Raw genomic sequence first — 361 nt, forward strand, 5'->3', positions numbered from 1 at the left:
GAGTATATAACGGATCTTTTATCCAGTTTTGTTTCTTTCGTCGTGTTATAACTTGAAATCGATACAAAACCAAATATAAATGTAACTAATGCTATACCGACAATAACAATAAATGGCACTCTCCAACTTGCATTGTCAATGATTAAACCAGTAAATGTAGGTCCAATTGCAGGTGCAAATTGTATAACTAATCCTGCAAGTCCCATTGCAAATCCACGGTGTTCTTTGGAGAACAATGTAAACAATGTAAATTGCATTAATGGCATGAGTATACCTGCACCGACAGCTTGAATTACCCGTGCAATCATGAGCACGCCAAAATTAGGTGCAATAGCAGCAACGATAGACCCTATCAGAAATG

The 361-nt window shown here is 37.1% G+C and carries 1 protein-coding gene; it reads right to left on the reverse strand.

Features of this window, described 5'->3' with window-relative positions; translation table 11 throughout:
* On the reverse strand, positions 1 to 361 hold a 361-nt coding region (locus tag AB4Y80_RS16975), incomplete at both ends, for an MFS transporter (protein ID WP_442215506.1).

The organism is Specibacter sp. RAF43, assembly GCF_052114065.1.
Taxonomy (GTDB): Bacteria; Actinomycetota; Actinomycetes; order Actinomycetales; family Micrococcaceae; genus Specibacter.